The sequence below is a fragment of the Mesotoga sp. UBA5557 genome, assembly GCF_002425715.1.
Classification (GTDB): domain Bacteria; phylum Thermotogota; class Thermotogae; order Petrotogales; family Kosmotogaceae; genus Mesotoga.
Map to the genome: position 1 here is coordinate 1 of NZ_DIMV01000038.1, position 15,969 is coordinate 15,969.

The 15,969-nt window shown below is 44.3% G+C and carries 18 protein-coding genes and 3 pseudogenes; 10 read left to right on the forward strand and 11 right to left on the reverse strand.

The annotated features are described in order from the left end of the window. Window positions 1–194: 194 nt before the first annotated feature. From B3157_RS04290 to B3157_RS04335, 10 genes and pseudogenes are all read right to left on the reverse strand, one after another. On the reverse strand, window positions 195–653 hold the full coding sequence (locus tag B3157_RS04290; protein WP_099830877.1) for a hypothetical protein: 459 nt from the start codon (window positions 651–653) through the stop codon (window positions 195–197). 102 nt (window positions 654–755) lie between these two features. Beyond that, window positions 756–1,418, reverse strand: a complete 663-nt coding sequence (locus B3157_RS04295; RefSeq protein ID WP_292589089.1) for a C13 family peptidase — start codon at window positions 1,416–1,418, stop codon at window positions 756–758. A 505-nt stretch (window positions 1,419–1,923) separates the two neighbouring features. Beyond that, window positions 1,924–2,178 (reverse strand): annotated as a pseudogene (locus tag B3157_RS04300) (transposase); the annotation flags it as partial. Beyond that, the gene (locus B3157_RS04305; protein WP_214059716.1) at window positions 2,139–2,582 is read right to left on the reverse strand and encodes a hypothetical protein; all 444 of its coding nucleotides are present in this window, start codon (window positions 2,580–2,582) and stop codon (window positions 2,139–2,141) included. The gene B3157_RS04305 and the pseudogene B3157_RS04300, both read right to left, overlap by 40 nt. A gap of 396 nt (window positions 2,583–2,978) precedes the next feature. Beyond that, window positions 2,979–3,890, reverse strand: a complete 912-nt coding sequence (gene rbsK, locus B3157_RS04310) for a ribokinase (RefSeq protein WP_099830802.1) — start codon at window positions 3,888–3,890, stop codon at window positions 2,979–2,981. A gap of 57 nt (window positions 3,891–3,947) precedes the next feature. After that, window positions 3,948–4,826 carry a D-ribose ABC transporter substrate-binding protein gene (locus B3157_RS04315; RefSeq protein ID WP_099830801.1) on the reverse strand — a complete coding sequence of 293 codons (879 nt, stop codon included), beginning with the start codon at window positions 4,824–4,826 and terminating at the stop codon, window positions 3,948–3,950. 51 nt (window positions 4,827–4,877) lie between these two features. Beyond that, the gene (locus B3157_RS04320) at window positions 4,878–5,801 is read right to left on the reverse strand and encodes an ABC transporter permease (protein WP_099830800.1); all 924 of its coding nucleotides are present in this window, start codon (window positions 5,799–5,801) and stop codon (window positions 4,878–4,880) included. Next, entirely contained in the window at window positions 5,798–7,291 is a 1,494-nt protein-coding gene (locus B3157_RS04325; protein ID WP_099830799.1) for a sugar ABC transporter ATP-binding protein, read from the reverse strand. The genes B3157_RS04320 and B3157_RS04325 overlap by 4 nt, the downstream gene beginning before the upstream one ends. Then, complete coding sequence (locus B3157_RS04330; RefSeq protein ID WP_214059715.1) at window positions 7,284–8,264, reverse strand: LacI family DNA-binding transcriptional regulator; 981 nt, start codon at window positions 8,262–8,264, stop codon at window positions 7,284–7,286. Before B3157_RS04330 ends, B3157_RS04325 begins: the two co-directional genes overlap by 8 nt. A 291-nt stretch (window positions 8,265–8,555) precedes the next feature. Continuing rightward, the gene (locus tag B3157_RS04335) at window positions 8,556–9,443 is read right to left on the reverse strand and encodes a membrane-binding protein (RefSeq protein ID WP_214059714.1); all 888 of its coding nucleotides are present in this window, start codon (window positions 9,441–9,443) and stop codon (window positions 8,556–8,558) included. Between the two features lie 87 nt (window positions 9,444–9,530). On the opposite strand from B3157_RS04335, the gene B3157_RS04340 reads away from it, so the two are divergent. The 5 genes and pseudogenes from B3157_RS04340 (at window position 9,531) to B3157_RS04355 (ending at window position 12,228) form a co-directional block, all read left to right on the forward strand. After that, window positions 9,531–9,803 carry a hypothetical protein gene (locus B3157_RS04340; RefSeq protein ID WP_292589106.1) on the forward strand — a complete coding sequence of 91 codons (273 nt, stop codon included), beginning with the start codon at window positions 9,531–9,533 and terminating at the stop codon, window positions 9,801–9,803. Then, window positions 9,800–9,844, forward strand: a pseudogene (locus tag B3157_RS12790) (hypothetical protein); the annotation flags it as partial. The gene B3157_RS04340 and the pseudogene B3157_RS12790, both read left to right, overlap by 4 nt. 36 nt (window positions 9,845–9,880) lie before the next feature. Further along, the gene (locus tag B3157_RS04345; protein ID WP_292589135.1) at window positions 9,881–10,444 is read left to right on the forward strand and encodes a GNAT family N-acetyltransferase; all 564 of its coding nucleotides are present in this window, start codon (window positions 9,881–9,883) and stop codon (window positions 10,442–10,444) included. Between the two features lie 141 nt (window positions 10,445–10,585). After that, entirely contained in the window at window positions 10,586–11,764 is a 1,179-nt protein-coding gene (locus tag B3157_RS04350; RefSeq protein WP_214060141.1) for an MFS transporter, read from the forward strand. Between the two features lie 113 nt (window positions 11,765–11,877). After that, window positions 11,878–12,228 (forward strand): DUF3147 family protein, encoded by a 351-nt coding sequence (locus tag B3157_RS04355; RefSeq protein WP_214060142.1) that lies wholly within the window; start codon window positions 11,878–11,880, stop codon window positions 12,226–12,228. A 130-nt stretch (window positions 12,229–12,358) separates the two neighbouring features. Here B3157_RS04355 and B3157_RS04360 read toward each other — a convergent pair whose 3' ends face one another. Next, a complete protein-coding gene (locus tag B3157_RS04360) occupies window positions 12,359–12,910 on the reverse strand; it encodes a sulfite exporter TauE/SafE family protein (RefSeq protein WP_349680362.1) in 552 nt (183 codons plus the stop codon). Here B3157_RS04360 and B3157_RS04365 point away from each other — a divergent pair. The 5 genes and pseudogenes from B3157_RS04365 (at window position 12,909) to B3157_RS04390 (ending at window position 15,959) form a co-directional block, all read left to right on the forward strand. Then, the gene (locus B3157_RS04365; protein ID WP_099829739.1) at window positions 12,909–13,121 is read left to right on the forward strand and encodes a hypothetical protein; all 213 of its coding nucleotides are present in this window, start codon (window positions 12,909–12,911) and stop codon (window positions 13,119–13,121) included. The genes B3157_RS04360 and B3157_RS04365 overlap by 2 nt on opposite strands. A 404-nt stretch (window positions 13,122–13,525) precedes the next feature. Further along, window positions 13,526–13,813, forward strand: a complete 288-nt coding sequence (locus tag B3157_RS04370; protein WP_099829740.1) for an ArsR/SmtB family transcription factor — start codon at window positions 13,526–13,528, stop codon at window positions 13,811–13,813. 6 nt (window positions 13,814–13,819) lie between these two features. Next, entirely contained in the window at window positions 13,820–14,299 is a 480-nt protein-coding gene (locus tag B3157_RS04375) for a permease (protein WP_214060145.1), read from the forward strand. After that, window positions 14,296–14,829, forward strand: a pseudogene (locus B3157_RS12795) (permease). Before B3157_RS04375 ends, B3157_RS12795 begins: the two are co-directional and overlap by 4 nt. 14 nt (window positions 14,830–14,843) lie before the next feature. Continuing rightward, window positions 14,844–15,959 carry a permease gene (locus B3157_RS04390; RefSeq protein ID WP_099829743.1) on the forward strand — a complete coding sequence of 372 codons (1,116 nt, stop codon included), beginning with the start codon at window positions 14,844–14,846 and terminating at the stop codon, window positions 15,957–15,959. Window positions 15,960–15,969 lie beyond the last annotated feature (10 nt).

Here is a 15,969-nt window from a genome sequence, read left to right on the forward strand (position 1 = left end):
CCTGCAGTGAGTGAACAGGCAAAGAAGGCGATGAGGCAGAAGATCCGGAGCCATTTCTATTTTGCCAGAAACATATTGCGAAACCCATAACATCATGTAACCCGTTTTCATCGCAAAAAACGATCGAGCGAAGACGTATTTCTGAGTGTGGTTTACGAATCCTCATTCATATACAGGGAGCCTTCATTTTCCGTTTATCCGTCATCATTAAAGAGTTCTATCTGCCTCTCAAGATGAGAGCAGATTGCTTCTATGTCTTCTAGATCTACTCTGTTCTCATCTTCTCTTTCCGGGTGAAAGGCAAAACGAGGATCCATATGAACAATCACCCTGTCACGACGATTCTTCAGTCTCGCTATTCTGTTTGCCAGAAGAGCCTCTTCTCTTTCGAAGTCGTCCAGAACACGATAGAGCTCTCTTCTAAACTGCCTGGGGCAACCCTGTCGAATGTATTCGCGGAAACTCTTCATTGTGAATCCGCTGTTTCTGATAAGTTTCGATGCTCTAATAATTGCGCTGTCGAAGAGTGAGCTCCTTATTATGGAATCGGCAGCTGACCTGAAATACTCTATCTCGTTTCTGAGAAGGTCAGTTTCACGCCTGAGGACTCCAAGTCGTATGGTATAGCCTTCCCGCTTTTCGAGTTTTATCATATGAAAGATATCCATACTCAATTATAGCCTTTGAAAAGGGTGGCAGAAGTTTCATGAGAAGAGCGGGCAGAGCCCGCTCTCAAACGAGCATTCAAAAGAGTATCACGGAGCCCATTTAGTGAAGATCATTGGTTGTTGAATGGAGCCTGCGACTGAGCGCTCTGTCAAAGTCAAAGAGGTAGTAGAAGGAGATGCTCCCTTTATAGATTTATAGCATTTGTAGAATAGAGCCGGAAGTTGGTCAATCGATTTGGAAGTGGCATAAGTAGTTACTTCTGGCCAGTGAGCATCACTTGTGTAGTACGACAATTTCTGCAGGAAGTCTCCAGACCACTCAACATACATATCGTCAGGGTTGTGATCCGATGAGCCGCCTGCACTGTCCCAATCGGGATATGCACTCTTGGCAGCGGTAGTTGTAGTGATAATAATCTCGATGTTCGCTGGAATGACTCCGCCGGATTTCAGACCATCAAGCCAGCTTCCTGCATGGCATGATTCGATTATTATGCAGAACTTTACATTTGGATGTTCAAGGATGTAGCTTCTCAACTGACTCGCGTAGAAAGTTGTTCCTCCAAGATTCATCAAGTTAGTGTTTCCATGTGCAATGAAGTAGAGGGTAATGTAATCCACTTTTTCAGTAGTCAAGAGATCGTTCATTGCAGCTTGAACGGCAGTCCAGTTTGGAGCGGCCGCTCCCGCGACATATTTCACGTCACGTACTCTGTCAGAACCCATAATTGCCTTGAATACGTCAGACATAAGGTTTCGAACGTCACGAGCCTCTGCATAAAGATTCTATGATGGTGTAATCCCACTGGTAATTACAGTGCCTTTTACTCTGAGAACCCTCTCCAACAGAAGTTCCCCGACATGAAATGAATGAAACCCATTCCCAGAGAGGAAAAAGAGACAATAACGTAGTGAAAGTGTAGACAGCGAATAGTCAATTTCTAATTGATTTTGCTATCTTCTTTGTGCTTTCACTCTGTTCTGTTATGAAGAGTAAACCTAAATAGGGTGTCTCACTAATCAAATAGCTTGAATGATATCCATAATCTTTCTCAAATAACGATGGTGAAGATGATAGTAAATGACCACGAGATTGTAAGTGAGAATCTTAAGGCCGATAACTGTGTCAAAGTCTCTATTTCTTATGTACTATATGAATTCTGAATCAACGATACCTTAGAGTTGAATTGGTTCTCTCTATCTCTTCCCTTAGCTGCTACCTCATTGAGTGAAGCTTTTTCAGTCCAGTTGCCAGTCAACGGAGCTGTTTCTGCTTTTCTGTATCTAGACCTCTTCTTCTGTTTATGTCAATAACCGTTATCAAACCGGTCTTCTCGAATATATAGCCATAGAACTGATTGGAATCATATGCGCTATCAGAAAGAATGTACTTAGGTTTACATGTGTCTGCCATCTTCGGTGCCACCTTCGAATCGTGTGTCGATCCTCCAGATATGATCCAGTCGATTATTAACTTGTTGACCAGATTAAGAGATATATGCACCTTTCTTCCATAACGTAAGTCTTTGTTCGTCTTCGCCCAAGTGGCCCCCTGGTCTTTATACTTCTCTCTCTTCCTTCTTCTCTGTGCTGTAGAGCCTTTACATGACCGCTCACGAACGAATCTACCGCAACTTCTTTCCTTTCGAGCCCTTCCAGATCTGTGAAGAGTTTAGTTATCTTCTGGACTATTTCATGAAGAGGTATCCGTTTGGCTCTTCGACACAAGGTCTGGAATGATGGTATCGTCTTCAGCCCTAGGTACTCGATATACTCGCCATTCCCTTCAAGAAACCTCTTTGCTCTTCGATACGATTTCTTTGCAAGTGTCAGCAGTACCAGCAACTTCAATATCGTTGTTTTATCGTACTCTTTGTTTCTTCCCCTTACTTTCTTTACAGTTCCCTTAACCATGAACTTGTACAGGTTATCCAGTACCTTAAATGCTTCCCTTTTTCTCCATCCCTTGTGATAACATCCGTTTAGGCCTCTTTTCCGGTTCTTAGTCAGTTCAATGGTACCACTATTGAATCTTTTGGAGACCCTCTTTTCGAGACACACTAAGGGTATACAGAAATACCGTATCCATAAGCGCTATAAGAAGCGGGACGAATCAGGCTCTCAAAAGAACCCTTGGAGTAATAGCAATTCGATTTATATTTGATTCTAACACTTGAAGGTTATTTCGAGATCAAATCAGCATCAGTCAAAATGACGAACGGCCTGAAACTTAATCTCGAAGAGAGTTGAACAGAGAAGAAACTTCTAGGATTGTTCGAATTTCAGAAGCAATCAGGTCTTTCAAAGAGACTACCGATAACTCTCGAACCCTCGTTCAAAAAGGAGACTTTCAATATCCTCACTTCTTGGAATTGACCTCTGGGCTCCCCTTTTGGTAACAGATAAAGCCGCGGCTGCACAGGCGTACTTGAGAGAAAAGTGAAGATCCAGTCCTCTGTCAAGCGAGCAGGCGAAGGCGCCATTGAAGACATCGCCAGCTGCGGTTGAATCAACAGCTTTTACTCTGAAAGTCGGAACAACTAGACTTCTAGACCTTCCTGTGAAGAGAACTCCTTTTTCCCCTCTCTTTAGCAGAACATTCTCACATCCCATTTCAAGAAGCTTCACGGCGGCTTCTTCAATACAGAGCGACGGTCCCGTAAGCTCAGCCATCTCCGTTTCGTTCGGGGTAATAATATCTACGTATTGTAGAATCGATTTATCTATATTACTTGACGGCGCAGGATCGAAGATAACGGTCTTTCCGGCTTTGTAGAAGAGCTTTGCTGCGTATAGAGACGATTTGAAGGGGATTTCATTTTGTAGCAGAAGAATGTCAGCCTTTAGCAAACTCTCTCTTGAATCGTCGATAATCTCTGGAGACAGTCGAGAGTTTGCACCCGGGTATACTATTATCCTGTTTTCTCCTGATCTTGCAACCTCTATCAATGCAACTCCGTTTGGAGAATCTACAAGTCTTATTCCGTGTCCAAGATCAATAGCTTCAAGCTCTCTCTTCATCATCTGGGCATTTCCATCGTTTCCCAGGCAAGTCAGGAAGAATACGTCCCCACCAAGCGATTTGGCCGTTACTGCCTGATTTGCGCCCTTGCCTCCTGGATAGTAGGAAAGTTCCAAACCTTTCTGAGTCTGGCCGGGCATAGTGAATTTGTCTACGTTTATTACCATGTCGACGTTACTGCTTCCAATAACTGCTATCATAAAGGCCTCCATAAAAAAGCCGGAGGGAGATCACGCCCCCCGGCCTTTTAATCCAAATTACTTCAGCGTTACCAACTGGAGATCTACGGGGATATAAATCGTACCGATAGTCAGATACTCGAACGCTTTGACAACGGCAAGTTGGCCCATAACAAATGGTTGCTGAGCAACAGTAGCAGCCATTTCGCCTGCATTTACGGCCGCAACGGCATCATCAATGGCATCGAAACCTACGACTTTGATCTTGTCTAGAAGACCGGCGGCTTTTATGGCTTCGATTGCTCCAAGAGCCATCTCGTCATTGTGAGCAAACACAGCGTCTATATTTGGATTCGCCTGAAGGATGTTCTCTATTACTACAAGTCCTTCGGCTCTGTTGAAGTTTGCAACCTGTTTTGCAACTATCTTGATGCCCGGGTATTTTGAAATAGCTGCACCAAAGCCCTGACCACGGTCTCGCGCAGCCGATGTTCCAACGATTCCTTCAAGTTCAACTACGTTCCCCTTTCCATTGAGTAGCATTGCAACGTACTCACCGGCCATCATGCCGCCCGCAACATTATCCGAAGCAATATGCGCAACTACTTTTCCGCCATTAGCTCCTCTGTCAACCGTTATTACAGGAATCCCAGCCTTGTTAGCTTCCTCTACTGCAGTGACGATAGCATCGCTGTCAGTAGGGTTAATGATTATTAGATTCAGTTTCTGTTGCACAAAGTCTTCGATATCGCTTAGCTGCTTTGCAGGGTTATCGCGACCATCGGCTACGATAACTTCTATTCCTAGACCGGCCGCTGCTTCAAGAGCTCCGTCTCTAAGTGTTACAAAGAACGGATTGTTGAGAGTGGATAGAGAGAGTCCAATTCTGTACGTTGCTCCAAAGAGAAATGCTGACGCTACTACCAGAACAAAGGTAATTACAAGTAGTTTCTTCATTTCAGTACCTCCTTATCAAAAATAGGCCTTGAAGGCCTTTAGTAAGATCGCTCAATCGTTGTTACTTTCGGCCATAACTGCCAGGAGTATTACGGCTCCCTTTACTGCCTGCTGGTAGAATGGTGAGATATTTACTAGATTCATACCGTTGTTTATTATTCCAAGAACCATGATGCCAAAAACCGTTCCGACTATCGACCCCTTTCCACCGGAGAGACTCGTTCCTCCCAGAACGACTGCGGCAATGGCGTCCAACTCATAACCCTCTCCAAATATGGGCTGGGCGCTATTCAGTCTTGCTGTCAAAATAAGCGCACTCAGTGCAGAAAGAAGCCCACTTATAATGTAAATAACAATCTTATATCTATCCACTTTCACACCACTTAACTTTGTCGCCTGCTCATTTCCACCTATTGAGTAAGTGTATAGACCCAGCTTCGTATTGAAGAGAAGGTACCAGGCAAGAGCAAATACTCCAAGCATTATTAACACAGGCACAGGAATTCCGAAGATCTCTCCGCGCCCGATTTCCCTGAAACCTGCCGGAAAACCTGTTACAGGCCTTCCCTGAGTGAAAGCCTGAGTGAGACTTCTGGCAATTGCCATAGTGGCAAGAGTTACTATGAAGGGCTGAAGTTTCATTTTGGCAATGATTACACCATTGAATGCACCCATAAGAGCACCTATTCCGAGCGCAGCCAGAATTCCAAGCAGAGGAGAAGTGTTCTTAATAACACTTGCCCCGACTACTGCTGAGAAAGCGAATATCGAACCTACTGAAAGGTCTATCCCTCCAGAGATTATTACAAAGGTCATCCCAAATGCAATTATTCCGTTTATAGAGACCTGTCTGAGAACGTTCATGAAATTCGAAACGGTAAAGAATCTATCGCTTAGAAAGCTGAACACAAGAACAATTCCAACAAAACCGACAACGATCGGAAACCTTCTCAAAAGGCTGAGGGTTTTCTTCATCTTTGCCCTCCCATTGCCGCAGAAATGATGTTCTGCTGATTAATATCCTTCCTTTCGAATATGGCTGCCTGTCGACCCCGGTGCATTACGAGCACTCTGTCGCTCATACTGGTTACTTCTGGCAGCTCAGAAGATATCATGATGATTCCCTTACCCTGATTCGCCAGTTCATTCATCAAGCGGTAAACCTCAACCTTTGCTCCAACGTCGATTCCCCTGGTTGGTTCAACGAAGATTACGAGTTCAGGAGATTTAATGAGTCCCTTTGCCAGAACTACCTTCTGTTGATTCCCTCCAGAAAGGTTATTAATCCTCTGATCTGGAGAAGGTGTCTTTATAGTCAGTCTCTTTATCATCGCTTCAGCAAGTCTCTTACTCGCTCTCCAGCTAATGCTACCTAGCTTACTTACAAGTTCCGTATTTGGCAGCACAACGTTTTTTGTTATACTCAAAGGCATTACTAATCCCTGTGTCTTGCGATCTTCGGGTATGAGAATAACTCCTCTTGCCAGTGCTCTGTCCGGCCTTATGGGAATAGGATATGGTCTTTTGGATAACTCGGCCCTGTTTGCACTAGCCTTTAAGCCACCGTATATGGCAAGGGCAACTGCTCCCTTACCTGAACCCACAAGCCCCGCTATTCCGAAGATTTCGCCTCTTTTCACTTCGAAAGAGACATTTTCGAAATGTCCAGATACCGAAAGCCCATCAACCATGAAAACGGGTTCTTCGGTCACAAGATTCTCTTTTGGGAACATATCGTCGATTCTTCTTCCTACCATATCCTTTATCAAACGATCGCCAGTATAGCTTTCCGTAGGACCGGAAGATATGAACGATCCATCTCTCAATATCGTAACCCTGTCGGCTATTTCGAAAACCTCTTCAAGTCTGTGAGAAATAAAGACTATCGAAACGCCCTTCTCTCTGAGCTCTCTCATAAGTCTGAAAAGTATCGCCGTTTCATGCTCTGTTATTGTTGCAGTAGGTTCATCCATAACGATTATCTTTGCATCGGAAGCCAAGGCTCTGGCGATCTCGACAAGCTGTTTTTCGGAAACATTGAGTTTCTTAACTGTCGTGCCCGCAGGCACTGGAAAGTTGAGTGATCTCAGAAGATCCTCCGCCCTTCTTCTGAGTTTCCTGCGATTAAGATTCCACCAGGAGCTACTCTCTCTTCCCAGATATATGTTCTCTGCAACAGTTAGATCCTCGCTGAGATTCAACTCCTGATAGATTACTGCTATTCCATGCGCTATGGCATCTGAAGGACTCTCAAAGCGAACTTCATTGCCCTCGAGAATTATCTTCCCTTCATTCTGTCTGTAAACACCACTCAGAATCTTCATGAGAGTTGATTTGCCGGCACCGTTTTCGCCTATCAGAGCAAGAATCTCGCCTCTCTTCAGATCGAAACTGACGCTATCCAGCGCCTTTACACCGGGAAAGCTCTTGGAGATACCCTCCATCTTGAGAATGAACTCATCCATTGCTACTCTCCCTGATTTGAAGCGAGGTCTTCAGAAGGACCTTGCTGCTAGTCTTTTGACCACTGATCTTTCTCAGAAGCATCTCACCGGCCGCCTTACCCATAGCGTATCCATCCTGCCGAACGGTTGTCAACCTTGGGTTGGTCATCCTTGAGAAGAGTATGTCATCAAATCCAGTAACCGAAACGGTTTTAGGCACATCATATTTCATTTCAGCCAACTCCATCATCGCTCCGAATGCTATCATATCGTTGCCGCATACTATGGCATTGGGTATTCTCTTGAGTCTTCTCAACATCTCTCTACCACTCTCAAAGGTATAGTCTCCAAAATGTATCTCGCAATCACTATTTTCTTCTGAGATAGCATCTTCAAATGCCCTCAACCTCTCTCTGGAGGAGAAGGTATTTACGGGACCACTTAAAAAAGCGAAGCTTTTGTTACCAGCTCTGATAAGATAATCCATCATCTTTCTCATTCCGTCGTAATTGTCTGAAAAGACATAAGAGACCCCTTCCCAATCTTGATAGTTATCGATAATCACGATCGGTAGGTGAGATGAAATGGTCTTAATAGACTCGGGAAGCTCTCCGAGGAGTATTGCGCCAATTCCCTCGATATTCCTTGAATACAGTGCCTTTAGAAGTTCTTCCTCCTTTAGAGGATCACCTGATGAACTGACAAGAAAAATGAAATACCCCTTCACGCGCAGATAATCTTCGGCTCCCTTTACTATTTGGGAGAAGAAGGGATTCACAATATCGGGGATAAGGAAGCCTATCATGCCGCTACTACCGATCCTGAGACTTCTGGCAAGTCTGTTGGGGACATAACCAAGCTCCTGAGAGGCCCTATTGACTTTCTCTTCAAGCTCAGGGCTTACATAAAGACTTTTGTTGAGAACTCTGGAGACTGTGGCCGTCGAAACTCCCGCCTTCTCCGCTACTTCACGTATGCTTATCTTACTCTTCATTTATACCTTAAATCCTCCTGTAAACGTTTGCGTAAACGATTACACAGTAATATAAACATACTCGTATTGTAATAGCCAAGTCTATTCACACATTATCATGAACGTTCAGCTGAGACATGAGGTGATTATTGATTAGTTACTCTTCTATGCTTCTTCATTCTAGTTCATGTATCGTCGTGAGATAAAAACAAAAGTCGTTATAATAAGTCGCAGCAAACACGAGGAAAATGAAATTGGTTGCTTCGAAATAAAAAGAGGGTGTTTCCACCCTCTTGCGATTTGTCATTTTAATCAGTAATACTCAATCTCTCTTGTCTCTTCCTGCTCTATCATCGCCATCTCTTTCCAACCATCTGTCTCAAGGTCGGCAATGTTCATGACATAGTAGGCTACCATAGAGATGTAGTTGCCCATTGAGTCATATTCATACTCGTACACGACCGCTTCCTTCTCATCTCCCCAGTAGCTATCGGAGATCTTAATCGATACGTCGCCCATTTCGTTGTATTCAAGAGTAGACACGATTGGTTCTACGTCTTCTCCGGGCATCGCAAACATGTACATGAACTCCGATTCTCTTATCCTCTGATTCTTCTCATTGTATTCGTAGAAGGTTCTGCTTAGATCCATTCCCATCATGCCAAATCCCTCTTCGACAAGATTGCCTCTCTCATCGTAAGCCATCGATATCGTCATTTCGATTTCCTCGCCCTCGCTGATTCCAGATATCTTCTGAGCGATTAACCTGCCAAACTCGTCGTATTCCATTATGAGGGTGGATTCTCCCTCTCCATCTTCTACAATGATTGACACTATTCTTCCATTCTCGATGGTTATTTGCTCAACTGATTCTTCAACTCCATTTTCTCTTCCGGTAATAGAAGCTAGCATTCCGCTTGCGTCATAGTTGAACAGAATCGCACTGATTTCGTTCCCTTCTTTGTCAGAAGAAATCTGTGATAGAAGTCTGCCCGATCTATCGAAAGTGAGTATCTCGTAAGACGGAAACGCAAAATCCTCTTCCATGTAGAACTCGTCTTCTGGATAAACTATCTTAACTGTCTTGACCGGTCCTCGCAGATTGAAGTCGCTCGCACTCATTGGGATCATGAATTCCGATTGTGCAAAGGCAACTAGAGCGAACGCGACGAGCAAAGAAACCAATAACACTTTCTTCATTACTACACCTCCATTTGCTAAGTTACTATAATCATACAGGAGAGAGTAAGAAAAAGGAGCATCTATCTTATCTATAGGCGGGCGAAAATGCAGAATCTACTAATCGATAGACCATCTGAAGAAGAGAAATTCGAGATCATGAAGAAAATGCATTACTCATTTCCCGAGCCTAGTAGCGGGAGGTATTCACTTCCGGATCTAAGACCGATGGATGAAGTATACTCCGACTTTCTCAAGAGAGGAGACTCTTTGATAGTTCTCAGGAGCGGCGAAGAAATCGTAGGACATGTACATTTTGGTCCCCAGATCGATGAAAGACTCCGTTCGGAAGATCCTATCACATCTATGACCTGTTTGTGAGCGACAGATATAGGAGAAGTGGAGCAGGGAAGCTTCTGCTTAGTGCTTCTTTAGAAGAACTCAAGAGATCCTCTTACTTGACAGTCACAGCAAATACATACAGGCTTGGAGCAGGATGGAGCCTTCTCAAGAGCGACGGGTTTGAAGAGAAGAAGATTTGCTTTAGTGTCGGCAGAACACACCATGTTGCCGATAGAAGGCTAGAGGTAATGCGCGGTATACGCGAAGATTTGAGAAGTGTTTTTTTCGAGATTTCTTCTTCTCCTGAAGTGTTGAGAAGCCAGTTGTCCATGACTCCAAGCGAGCTGTTCTTCACGTTGAATGAGACTCTGGATTCAGGGGGCAGAATTCTCATCTGCAGGCGAGATGAGAAAGCTGTCGGGATACTTATCTACTCTGTCTTCGAGGATTTGATGACATATAATCTACTTGGATATATAGAACTCGTATTTGTCATGCCACATTTTCGAGGAAAGGGTGTTGCGAAGAAACTGCTTTCATTTGCCACGAATGATCTGTCGGGAGAAGGTGTTGATGAAACGTTTTTTGAATGTGTCTTTGACAGCGATTATCACAATTGGTCTAAGGCTGTCGGGATGAGTGAATTCTCAATTCTTCTGGAGAAGAGCCTACAGCAATGAGAAGAGATCCCGAACTTTGATCGTTTCGAGAGAAGATTTCCAAGATCAACCGTAATAAGCTCTCTGAACCATAAGACTGGATTTGAGTAGTCATTGAAGTGCTATAATTGGTAAGCAAATCAAACTAAAGGAGAGTTTCCGTTGTTCAACAAACGTCTTCCACTTTTGCTAACATCCCTCATTGTGTTCTTCGTGATGTTCGGCTTCGGCTTACTACTTCAGTTGAAGTTGAGGGAGCTGGGAGCGTCTCTTCTTATGGTCGGACTTCTAACAACAGTTAGGGGAGCGGTTGAGACTCTTGGCTCGCCCGCGTGGGGAGCGATATCGGACAGCCTGAAGAGGCGAAAACCGTTAATGATAGTGCTTGTTCTGACTTCTGCTCTTCTCTACTTTGCCTATTCCGTTATCGAGATACCGTTAGTTTTCATATTGTTCTCTGCTTTGATAGCATTCTTCACAGCTGGATTTGAGCCCATAGCAATGGCGCTCAGCACTGAGCATTCCAGAGACTCTGTCAGAAATACTTCAAGGGAGCTATCGATACTGAACACCGCCAATTCAATGGGGATGTTATCAGGCAGGCTACTGCTTTCTATGCTTCTAGTATTTTTTACTGTAACCCAGACGATCAACTGGTACGCGACAATAGCTTTTTTAGCAGTGATTCCGGCTCTTTTCTTGAGGGATCAAGAACACACCGTGGCCCGCAGAAAGGGTTTTCTGAACAGACTGTTCCCTCTTAAGCAGGATTCTTCGCCGCTCTGGGAGAATGGATTGTGGGCGGTCTATGTCGGAACATTCTTAAGGCAGTTAGGTACTGCAGGAGCGACTTCTATCATTGCGATATTCATGACGGAAAGGATAGGTCTGTCGGCTTCGGCAACGGCGATAATCACATCGATAAATCCTTTCATGCAAATATTCTCCCATATCTTCTTCGGTAGAGTAATGTACAGAATAGGACCCAGGAAAAGCACATTGATCGGTATCGGCCTTACAATATTCACGATGCTTTTCTTTGCGATGGCGCAGAGCTGGGTCTTGATAGCACTCGGTTACTTTTCGCTTGGAATTGCCTTTGGTGCTTTCATTAACGGTGCTGGTACTATGATATCTTTGAGCTCACCACCCGAGCGAAGGGCCGAGTTTCTTGGACTGCTTAGGTCAGCGAGAGCGATTGGTTTCATGGTGGGGCCTTTACTGGCCGGAACGGTTGCAGAATACTCTTATTTCGTCATGTTCATCATGATGGCTTCACTCATTGCAGCTGGAGGACTAATCGTGATTGTTTTTACGAAGGATCGATTGATAACGAGCTGAGTCAAACCGGCGTATGATAATGCAGTAGAATCTCAGGAGCAAAGTAATAGGAGATTATTCAAAGCAATTGGCAACGTGGGCAAGAAGAATGATCGAAGCGGAGGTGAACAAGTTTGTTGAGATACATCGTCAAAATCCTTGTGTCATCGATAATAATCGCTCTTGTTTCTGAAGTTAGCAAGAAGTCCGGATACATTGGAGGACTTATAGCTTCTTTACCCCTTACTTCAATGCTGGCGCTATTCTGGCTCTACAACGATACAAAAAATCCAAGTAAAGTTGCAGAACTTTCCATCGGTATTCTCTTATTTGTTCTTCCTTCTCTGATTTTCTTTGTTGCTATGCCGTTGTTTCTTAGAAGAGGCATCAATTTCTACGTAGCGCTTGCTTTATCCAGTGGAATCATGATGGCGGGCTATGCCTTCTTTTTGCTTATCCTTTCAAGGTTTGGAGTGAGATTATAGCAGTTTTGACTTGAACGAATTTTTCGACCACTGTTTGTGAAGCGTTTCACAAGAAAATCCTTGTATTGCTCAGGTAGATTCCCAGGACTGTGAAAACTTCTCCTGTAACTGCTCGCGCCCAGTACTCGAATCAGGTGATTCGGCTGAACATCTTCGCAACCATTTTGGTGCTTATGGCAATTCCAACTGAGACTACCACAACAGGTAAGCCTGTGCCGATACCATAGATTGCAGGGATTAGTAGTCTGGACTGTTCATTGGCGGCCAGTGGAATTACACTTCCAAAGAACAATGCAGCCGATACAGGGCAGAAGGTAAGGGCGAACAGAGAGCCGAGGATCAGGGCACCGAGCAGGCCTTTGCTCTTGATCTTTTCTTGTGATTTTGTATCCAGATTTCTTCCCCTGTTTCTGAAACTCAGCAGTTCAAGTAGAAACATACCAAGGATGATCATTATCGGACCGACTAACTTTCCCATGTATTTCTGGAGGAATCTAGACAGACCGGGAGCCGCCGTCAAGCTTGAAACAAGCACAGCACCTATAACAACCTGACATCCCGCTTGTTTTGTAACTAGGTTTCTTCGAAGGCAACAGAGCATCTTCGTTACAGTATCTTGTGGGCTTGCATTTCGTGCATTTATTAGGGATAAGTGTATACCTATTGAGAGGAGAGAATGCATGGCTCATCGTATTCATGTAAGAAATAAGGATACAGGGGTTACCTGCGTTTATGAGGGAATATCTTACTGGGATAAAGAGAAGAAGCAGCCACGGAATAAGAGAGTGTGTATAGGCAGTACACGGAGCCAGTCAAGCAATACCATCCCTGCAACATACTCATTGGCAAGTCTTTCAGGAATAAAGGGAGAGAAGAGAATCTTTATCGCCTAGTTGACTATCAATGTAACCAGAAGAGGCTTAGAGTTCTTCTGCACATAGACTATTTCTTTGAACTCGATTTTTAGCATTATTGGGTAATCATGAAGAGCAGGACTACTGCCACAGGAATTGACACATTTGCGGTTTGCCAGTTCCCAAGGGAATTTGATAGACCGGGAAGAATGTTACCCAGTATGGCCCCTAGAAACATAGCTACCCCACCCACACTGTAAGGTACTTGCTGAAAAGGTCAAGTTTCTGTTCCAATATACTGCCTCCAATATTCTCACATTCGAATATATGAATATGATACTCGCCGATTGTTTTCCGAGCTTTTTCGGAACGTTAAGTTTCATTGTTGCACAACAATGCAATATCGGTTATTCTATGAGTGTATCTTGACAGGAGGTGTCTCGATGAACAAGAAGACAGTAATGCTTTTCAAGGCACTAGGTTGCAGGTGGCGTTTGAAAATACTGGAGCGTCTTTCAGAAGGTACTCTGTGCGTCTGCGAGTTCGACGACTTGTTCCCCATAGACAAAACAACTCTCTCGAGACATGTCAAGGCCTTAGTCGATGCGAAGCTTATTGTTGAGAAAAGGAATGGTACGAGAAAGGAGCTCAGCATAGCAGACAGTAGGGTCCTGGAGATTATTAAGCTTGCTCACTCTATTACTGATGAGTCTTCGGAAGAAACGGAGTAGCGACCCATGTACAGCGTTATCATATATGCAGTTACTGGATTGCTTCTTTTGGTTTCTCTCATTAAGAGCCGCAAGAAGACATTGTTGGCTCTCAAGAAGGCTTGGACATCATTTGAGCGAATCCTTCCTGAACTTATAGCAATTATGCTTTTTGTTGGGCTACTCATTGCGCTTTTGAATCCCGAGACAATCTCGCAGCTGCTGGGAGAAAGTTCGGGAGTTTGGGGGTTGATGATAGCTTCAATAGTGGGGTCTATCACGCTGATTCCCGGTTTTGTCGCTTTTCCTACGGCGGCCATCTTGGTAGATAACGGTGCCGGGATAACTCAGATAGCTCTTTTCATCTCCACTCTCATGATGGTTGGAGTTGCAACTTTTCCAGTGGAGAAGAAGTATTTCGGGAGCAGACTGACGATTATTAGAAATGTGATGGCATTTGGATTCTCGTTTATAGTGGCAGGTCTTATGGGAATGATTTTGGGATGAAGGCGAAAAGGTATGTCTTTCCACTAGTAATGGCAGCTGTCGTTTCTGTTGTATTTGCCGCCGACAATCAGCTCGGGCGAAGCGCTTTGAGCATTACTGGATCGAGTTTTCTGGAGATGTTGTCTGTTATTCCTCCGATATTTATCCTATTGGGCCTTCTCGATGTATGGATTCCGAGAGAAAGGATTATCTGACATCTGGGAGAAGAATCAGGTATTAAGGGAATAGTACTTTCCTTTCTTCTTGGAGCGGCTGCGGCGGGGCCTTTATATGGAGCCTTTCCAATAGCAGCGGTCTTCATGAAGAAAGGAGTGAAGTTTTCGAATGTGCTGATCTTCATCGGAGCATGGTCAACAACTAAGATTCCGATGTTTATGTTCGAGATGGGATCAATGGGAGCAGGGTTCGCTCTGCTCAGACTGGTGATAAACATTCCGGGAATACTTCTTATGGCGGTAATACTCGAAATAATAACCGGAAAGGAAAGTATTGAAGCGATATATGCACAGTGTACCGGCCTTAGTGAATAGGAGGCATTTTTGAGATGGAGAAAGATTTGAAGAAAGAGGTTACGAAGTTCGGATTGCTGGCAACTGGTTTTCTGGTTTTCTATTTTCTGCCTTTTGGAAGCCAATATGTGCAGGATGCGATAATCAGCGGATTTACAATGCTTGGTTCATATGCAAGAGAACACGTACTTCTCTGTCTTGTACCTGCCTTTTTCATAGCGGGAACTATCACTGTATTTATACGGAAAGACGCAATATTAAAACTACTGGGTCCCGACGCCCGAAAGATCATTTCATACCCAATCGCCGCCGTTTCTGGTGGAATTCTGGCAGTTTGCTCGTGTACGATTCTTCCTCTTTTCGGTGGTATCTACAAACGGGGCGCTGGTCTAGGACCGGCAGTTGCCTTTCTCTTCAGCGGTCCGGCGATAAACGTTGCTGCGATCTTTCTTACTGGAAGCGCGATCGGCTGGGAGATAGCACTTGTGAGAATCGTTGGGGCCTCGACTTCAGCGATTGTCATTGGATTAACTATGCAGAGCATCTTCAGAGAGAAGGGATCGGGAGGTTTTGCGACTCAGGAATCGGATGATCAGATTTCCTGGCCCGAAGCGATTGCTTTTCTGGGTCTGCAAATGACTTTCCTAATTGTTGGCGGGCTGGCTATCAATCCGATTGTTAAGGCATCAATACTGATTATCTCCGCTATTGCAGTTTTTGTGATGGCTATACGTTTCAAGGGAGAACTGAGAAATCAGTGGATAGGTGAAACATGGGACTTTGCAAAGAAGATTCTTCCTTACCTCTTCTTTGGGGTTTTTGCGGCAGGAATCATTTCCAGTGCGCTTCCGCAAAGCTTCGTAGAATCGCTTCTCGGAGGTAACAGACTCGGCTCAACTCTCTTCGCATCTGTCTTTGGAGCATTCATGTATTTTGCGACTCTGACTGAAGTGCCTATCGTCCAGTCGCTCATGTCTCTAGGAATGGGTAAGGGTCCTGCACTGGCGCTTTTCATGGCTGGCAACTCACTTAGTTTGCCCAGCATGATTGTTATCACCCGCCTTCTTGGAAAGAAGAGAGCTTTCACTTACTTTGGATTAGTAGTTGTCTTCTCTACGTTTTGGGGATTCATATATGGAAATCTATTTTAGGATTAAGGAG